The 6,281-nt window shown below is 69.4% G+C and carries 8 protein-coding genes and 1 pseudogene; 1 reads left to right on the top strand and 8 read right to left on the bottom strand.

The genetic code is table 11. From position 1 onward, the window contains the following. Positions 1–374: 374 nt before the first annotated feature. The 6 genes and pseudogenes from ACO1BR_RS43635 to ACO1BR_RS43610 form a co-directional block, all read right to left on the bottom strand. Positions 375–731, bottom strand: a pseudogene (locus ACO1BR_RS43635) (HAD-IIIA family hydrolase); the annotation flags it as partial. A gap of 201 nt (positions 732–932) precedes the next feature. Beyond that, complete coding sequence (locus tag ACO1BR_RS43630) at positions 933–1,538, bottom strand: D-sedoheptulose-7-phosphate isomerase (protein WP_426800677.1); 606 nt, start codon at positions 1,536–1,538, stop codon at positions 933–935. Continuing rightward, positions 1,522–2,787, bottom strand: a complete 1,266-nt coding sequence (locus tag ACO1BR_RS43625) for a glycogen synthase (RefSeq protein ID WP_426800676.1) — start codon at positions 2,785–2,787, stop codon at positions 1,522–1,524. The genes ACO1BR_RS43630 and ACO1BR_RS43625 overlap by 17 nt, the downstream gene beginning before the upstream one ends. A gap of 60 nt (positions 2,788–2,847) precedes the next feature. After that, positions 2,848–2,979: a glycogen/starch synthase gene (locus tag ACO1BR_RS43620; RefSeq protein WP_426800675.1), complete on the bottom strand. Its 132-nt coding sequence runs from the start codon at positions 2,977–2,979 to the stop codon at positions 2,848–2,850. After that, positions 2,976–3,506: a hypothetical protein gene (locus ACO1BR_RS43615; protein ID WP_426800674.1), complete on the bottom strand. Its 531-nt coding sequence runs from the start codon at positions 3,504–3,506 to the stop codon at positions 2,976–2,978. The genes ACO1BR_RS43620 and ACO1BR_RS43615 overlap by 4 nt, the downstream gene beginning before the upstream one ends. Continuing rightward, positions 3,503–4,459 carry a hypothetical protein gene (locus ACO1BR_RS43610; protein WP_426800673.1) on the bottom strand — a complete coding sequence of 319 codons (957 nt, stop codon included), beginning with the start codon at positions 4,457–4,459 and terminating at the stop codon, positions 3,503–3,505. The genes ACO1BR_RS43615 and ACO1BR_RS43610 overlap by 4 nt, the downstream gene beginning before the upstream one ends. Positions 4,460–4,591: 132 nt before the next feature. Between ACO1BR_RS43610 and ACO1BR_RS43605 the strand changes: the two genes are divergently transcribed. Then, positions 4,592–5,434, top strand: coding sequence for an NAD-dependent epimerase/dehydratase family protein (locus ACO1BR_RS43605; RefSeq protein WP_426800672.1), 843 nt, complete (start codon positions 4,592–4,594; stop codon positions 5,432–5,434). On the opposite strand, the gene ACO1BR_RS43600 is transcribed toward ACO1BR_RS43605, so the two are convergent. Together ACO1BR_RS43600 and ACO1BR_RS43595 are read right to left on the bottom strand one after the other, a co-directional pair. Next, the gene (locus ACO1BR_RS43600) at positions 5,418–5,774 is read right to left on the bottom strand and encodes a hypothetical protein (protein ID WP_426800671.1); all 357 of its coding nucleotides are present in this window, start codon (positions 5,772–5,774) and stop codon (positions 5,418–5,420) included. The genes ACO1BR_RS43605 and ACO1BR_RS43600 overlap by 17 nt on opposite strands. Next, positions 5,768–6,079 carry a hypothetical protein gene (locus ACO1BR_RS43595; RefSeq protein ID WP_426800670.1) on the bottom strand — a complete coding sequence of 104 codons (312 nt, stop codon included), beginning with the start codon at positions 6,077–6,079 and terminating at the stop codon, positions 5,768–5,770. Before ACO1BR_RS43595 ends, ACO1BR_RS43600 begins: the two co-directional genes overlap by 7 nt. Between the last annotated feature and the right edge of the window lie 202 nt (positions 6,080–6,281).

Raw genomic sequence — 6,281 nt, 5'->3', positions numbered from 1 at the left:
TCACCCGACGACTTCACCTGACCCGGCCTTGGCACACCACACCCAACGACCCACACCACACAAAGTCACCGGTATTGCTCCTAAAGCGTGTTGCAGAAGCCTGCGAAGCAGGCATTTTCCCTGTATGCGTTCGGGTGTTGAGGGCTGAGCCGTTGTAGGTTGAGACGCTCACTAGTGGCGTGGCTCGGCACATTGCCGGGGGAATTCGCGGTCAGGCGGGTACGTCGTGGTGCCGCCCCCGCGTCTTCGCGACGCCGTCGCAGGACTCGCTGTGCCCGCACGAGTCGAGGCAGATCCGCAATCGGTTGCCGGACCGGCGGGCGTAGCTTGGCACGTCGGTCCCGCCACATGCGAGCGATATCAGCAACGGCGCGCTACTGATCCACAATGCGGCGGTCCTCCTCGAACTGTCCACAAAGGAATTCCAGTGCGGCGGCGGTCGTCGGCGCGCAGTGGTACGGCGGGTTCTCCGGCGGTGCGGGGGACACCAGGACGGATCCGCAGCCCGCGCGCATGCCCGCCTCGGCGTCGGTCACGAAATCGCCCACCAGCCACGAGCGGGCGAGATCGAGACCGAGCTCGTCCGCTGCGCGGAGCAGCATGCCCGGCTCTGGTTTGCGGCACGGGCACGGCACCGCGAACTCGGGCAACACGCCTTCGGGGTGGTGCGGGCAGTGGTAGACGCCGTCCAGCGTCACGCCGTACGCCGCTAGCCCGGCACGCAGGTGCCGATGGGTCGAGGTCGTCGTGGTCGATCAGGCCCCGTGCGATCGCGGACTGGTTCGTCACCACGACGAGCGCGACGCCGTGTTCACGCAACCGGCGCAGGTGGGGGCCGATGCCGGGCTGGAGCACGAGGTCCGATGGCAGCTGGGGGTAGCGCCGCGGCTCGGTGAGGGTGCCGTCGCGGTCGAGGAAGACGGCGGGGCGGGTCAGCACCGCGCACCGACCGCCGCGTGCTCGGCTACGAAGTTCCGCATGTGCCGGGTAAGGATGTGGGCGAACGCCATGTGCACGTCCTCCTGCTCCTCGATCGACGGCGCAGGCGCCGCGATCCAGGCGTCACACAGGTCGCGGGCGCGGCCGCCGGTCGGTCCGAGCAGGTCGACGGTGTGCACGCCCAGGTCGCGGGCAACGCGCAGCGCCTCCAGCACGTTGGGGGAGTTTCCGCTGATGCTGATTGCGATGAGGACGTCGCCCTGGGCGGCGAGACCCGTGAGCTGGCCGCTGAACACCGACTCGTAGCTCACATCGTTGGCCCAGGCGGTGAGCGGGGGGACGTTGTCGACGAGCGACATCGTCCGCACCTGCGCGACACCGGGCAGCCTGGTGTTCTTGGCGAGGTCGACGGCGAGGTGCGCGGCGGTGGCGGCGCTGCCGCCGTTGCCGCAGGTGTAGATCGTCCGGCCGTCGAGGTAGGCGGTCTCCACGAGATCCGCCGCGAAGAGCAGCTCCGGCACCGAGATCGCGCCGATCGCTCTGGTGAGGCTCTCCAGGTAGGAGACCATCACGCCGAACCGCTCAGTTGTCTCGAGCATGGTTCCTCGTGAGGGCGTGATAGAGGGTGGCGGTGTGGCGGGCGGTGCGAGCCCAGGACCAGTCCTGCGTCATCGCCCGCACGCGGGCGGCGTGCACGGCGTCGGGCTGCTCACGCCACCAGGTGACGGCTGTTACCGCGGTGGTGCGCACGGCCGCCGCCGAGTGCCCCGCGATCACGAACCCGGTGCCGGACTCCGGCCAGGCGACCAGATCGGTCACCGTGTCGCGGAGCCCGCCGACCGCAGTGACCAGCGGCATGGTGCCGTAGGCCATGGCGATCAGCTGGTTCAGGCCGCACGGCTCCACCCGCGACGGCATCACAGTGAAATCGGCGCCGGCGTACACCAGCCACGCCAGTCCCTGCTCGAACGCGGGGGTGTGGTGCACCGCGAGTGGCGCCTCGCTGATCAGGTCGGCGAGTGCGGCGCGATACCGGCCCTCGGCTGGACCGACGATCACGAGCTGGGCGGAACCGTCACGCAGCAGTGGCCCCAGCCCGCTGAGCATCAGGTCGATGCCCTTCTCCTCGACGAGCCGGGCACAGACGCCGACCACCGGCACGTCCAGGTCGCTCTTCAGCCCGGCACGTTCCTGAAGCGCGATCTTGTTGGCGCGCTTGCCCGCCGTGACCGATGCGGCGTCGAAAGTCGTCGGCAGGTTCTTCGCGGGGTCCCAAACGGTCGGGTCGACACCGGCGACGATCCCGGTGAACTCCTGCGCCGCGAGTGCGTCGCCCATCGGAGTGTGCGCGAGCTCGGCGGTCAGTTCGCCCGCGTAGCCAGGGCTACCCGTGGTGGCGGCGTCGGCGGCGAGTAGGCCGAGCAGCAACAGGTTCGGCTCGCCGTCCGCCCTGGCCAGCAACGTCTCCAGCCACTGCGGCGGCAGCCCGGAGGCCTCCGGCGACCGCAGTTCGCCGCGATAGGCGGCACTGTGTACGTTCATCAGTAGCCGGGGCAGCTCTGCGTCCCCGCGCGCCGCGCGCAGGTGGGCGACGGCCGCGCCGGACTGCCAGTCGTTGGCGTGCACGAGGTCGTAGCGTCGACCGGTACCCACGACCCACTGCGCCACGCAATGGCCGAAGAAGGCGGCGCGGTCCACGGCGTCGGTGAACTCGACGTAGGCGCTGTCGCGGTAGATGCCGCCGCGGTCGTACCACCCGTCGGCGCGGAGCAGGAACACCTCGTACGGGCCGCCGTGGTCGAGCAGCCGGTGCACCGACGGCGTCGCGGTGATCCCACCGGTCCTCACGGCGGGGAGCACGCCCACCAGCTCGGTCCGCAGGCCCCGGCCGTCGACCAGCCACGGGTACTACGGCATCACCAGGTCGTGATCGATGCCGTGCTCTCGGACCAGCCGCTCGGGCAGCGCCCGCGAGGCCTGGCCGAGGCCGCCCTCGGTGAAGAAGGGGGACAGTTCCTGGGTCAGGTACAGGGTTCTCATCGGGTGGCCAGCCAAAGTGCGAAGACGTGCAGGTCGGGGTTCACGGGCAGCTCGATCTCCTGGCATGTCACGTGCTGCGGCAGTCGGACGACGGACAGCCACAGGGAGGGGTGGGCGCCGTACTCGTCGCGGCCGCCGATGTCGCGCAGGAACGGGCTCCGCGCGTAGAGGGTGTCGTTGAACACCGAGCGCGGTGAGAGGAAGTCGCTCAGCCCGACCCGGACCTCGGTTTCCCCCAGGCGGAACACCTCGTTGACGGCGCCACCCGACCCGGCGCCCACGACGTGCAGCCCGCACGTCGCCACCGGGTGGTCGAAGGTGATGATCTGGCCCTCACACGCGATGTTGTCAGCGACGCCGTGACCGAGCACCGAGGGAAGGCCGAGCGTGCCCGTCAGGCCGTCGAGCATCGAGGACGGGCAGGTGCGGCCGAACCCGTCGAAACCCTCGGCCTCGACGACGCCCGGGACCGAGCAAGCGGTGTTGTTGCGGTGGCGCTGGATTTGTGCCGCGATGAGGTCGGTCACGCGCTGCCTCCGATTGCCGCGGAGGCGGTCTCAAGGTCACGCAGCGCGGACGCCAGCCGGGTGTCCAACTGGCCGCGGAACGTTCGAGCCCGTGATGTGCCAGTGGGCATGACGCTCAGTCGCATGATCAGGTTCCGCACCACGAGCACGTCACGGGACGCGCGGTCGACGGACTCCAGCAACCCGGCGCGGTCCGTGTGGTGTGCGTGGTGTGCGCCGATGTACTTGGCGAGCCAACGCAACGTGTGGTGATACCACCACAGGCCGAGCGGCAGCCACTCGCTCACCTCGCCGGGGCCGGCGCGTCCCTGCACCTGCCGGTGCACCGAGGCGAGCTGGTCATCGAGCTGACCAGCCAGCGTGCGGAGAAACTCAGTGCCGCTGATCCACGTCGAGCCCGCGCCCGCCATGTTCTCGGCCAGCGCGCGGTACTCCCCGGCGGTCACGGTCATGCGCTCGCCTGGCGTCAGCTCGAACCACACCTGCCCGTGATCGGCGGAGTACATCGCCGGTTCCAAAGCGGACAGTTGCACCCGGTCGTCGAAGAACACGACCTCGCCGGGGTCGAGCAGCCGGACGGTGTCGGTGACGGGGTCGTAGCCGGTCAGCACGACCGCGTGCAGCACGTGACTGCGCTGGTAGGAAACCCAGTAGTACTTGAGGAAGAACGGATCGGCGGCCACCGCGATGGTCTGCCCAGTCTCCAGCGCGACGAGCGCCTTCTGCCAGTCGGTCGTGGTGCGCAGCTCATGCTGGGCGAGCTGGTAGCCGCGCCGGGCCAGCGTCTCGGTCAGCGGTTCGAGCGGATCGGCGAAGCTGGGTGTCCCGTCCGGCAGCAGCCGCACGGCGGTGGCCGCGTTGCTGCCCAGCACCAGGAACGGGTCGGCATCCGGGTCCACGGCGCGCAGGAGCGCGGCGACCGCAGCGTGGTAGCAGCTCGGATCGGTCAGCACCCGTCCCCCTCGGAACTCGAAAACACGAGTGGACCGTAGGAACACGCGGCCTCCCGCCACAACCGGCCTCTTCGGGTATACCCGTCCGCCCACCGGACCGGCCGCACTTCCAGGGCTGGGCGGCGCCGGGGTGTGGTGCTGGACTGCGCAGACCTTCTTCAGCCCAGTTCGAACAGTCGCACACGAGGAGAACTTTCACTGGTGGAGATCTTCGGGCGCGGCTTCATCGCCAGGAACCTCACCACGCTCGCCGACGCGCACCCCGGCGTCGTCGCTCTCGCGGCCGGTGTCTCGCACGTGTCGCTGCTGAGCCCACGGGCGGCGTTCGCACGTGAGGCAGACCTCGTCCGCCGCGTGGCCGAGGACTGCGCGCGGCGAGACCGGACCATGGTGTTGTTCTCCACTGCGTCGGCTGCCGTCTACGGCAGGCCGGGCTGCGCGGGTGACGAGTCGTGCGACCACCCGCCCACGACGCCCTACGGCACGCACAAGCTCGCGATGGAACGTCTGGTCGCCCGGAGCGGCTGCCGCTGGCTGGTGTTGCGGTTGAGCCACCTCGTCGGCGCCGACCAGCCGCCGCACCAGTTGGTGCCGGAACTGACCCGCCGGGTGCTCGCGGGCCGGGTGCGGATCTTCCGCGGCGCGCGGCGCGACGTGCTGGACGTCGTTGACTTCGTGCAGATCGTCGACGCGCTGCTCACGGCAGGTGTCAGGGGCGAGATCGTGAACGTCGCCTCCGGGCGGTCGGTCGATGTCGCCACTATCGTCCGGCACATCGCCGGGGTGCTCGGAGCCGAGCCGTCCTACGAGTACATCCAGCGCAGCAGCGACCACCAGGTGTCGACGGAGAAACTGCGCCGGTTGGTCCCCTCGTTCGCGGAGGCGCCCGACGACTACTTTGCCGCAGTGCTCAACCGGTACGTGCCCACGATCGCCCGCAGGCACGCTCAGAACTGTTTCAAAGTCTTTGACTGATGGGTTCTTGCTGGTCAGGCGTGATCACATAGACGGTTTCCTTCAACCGTTTCCCGGTGCGGTGCGTGGAGCGGCGTCGGGTGATGCGAGCGACCTGCGCGAGGTGGGGGAAGTCCCAGTCGGTCCAGATCACCGTGTGGAGAATGAGGGTCTGGGCGTGTCCGTGGCCCCGTTCACGGGAGCGGTAGCCCTTGCGGACGGACCGCCAGGGGATCGCGGTGCAGGCGGTGAACAGGGCTGGCTGGTTGTGCTTGACCGTGAACAGGTAGTCCGCGCCGAACTCCTCGACCAGCTCTGTCGCGCGATCGCGCTGCATGTGCAGCGCGTCGGCCGTCACCACGGCCCGCGCAGGTCCAGGACCGACAGCAGCGGTGCGAAGCCGGCGACCCTCACCACCTCGGTCTGCGACCTTCTGCTGCGCGACGACATCCCCCGACGACGACCGGGCGGGCAACACCGCGACGGCACGGCCCCGTCCCCCGCCAAGCCGCTCGCCGCCACCGCACCAGGCATGCTGCCGCTGGCCACGCGCACGAGCCCCTCCAGACCGCCGGGTAGCAGCGATCCCACGATCCGGCGCACTGCCGCAGCCGACGGCGCCGGTACCAGGCCAAACAACCCAACATGCGCATCCGTGAATGCCATGAGCAGACTATCCCAAAACCATGAAAAGTCCCCACCTGAGCTACCGAACTCGCAGCTCAAACGAACCCGGAACCCGCCGCGTCACCCGCACCATCGTGCTCCACCAACTGACCCCCGATCCGGCTTACTGATCGTTTCAGAATGAGTTCCCTGTGGTGGTTGATAGTTGAGGGGGCATCGGGCAGGGTCTGCGGGGTGTCAG

The sequence above is a fragment of the Streptomyces sp. YGL11-2 genome (assembly GCF_050054615.1).
GTDB lineage: Bacteria > Actinomycetota > Actinomycetes > Streptomycetales > Streptomycetaceae > Streptomyces.
The sequence above is the reverse complement of the archived record's forward strand: the minus strand, read 5'-3'. Positions and strand labels throughout refer to the sequence as shown.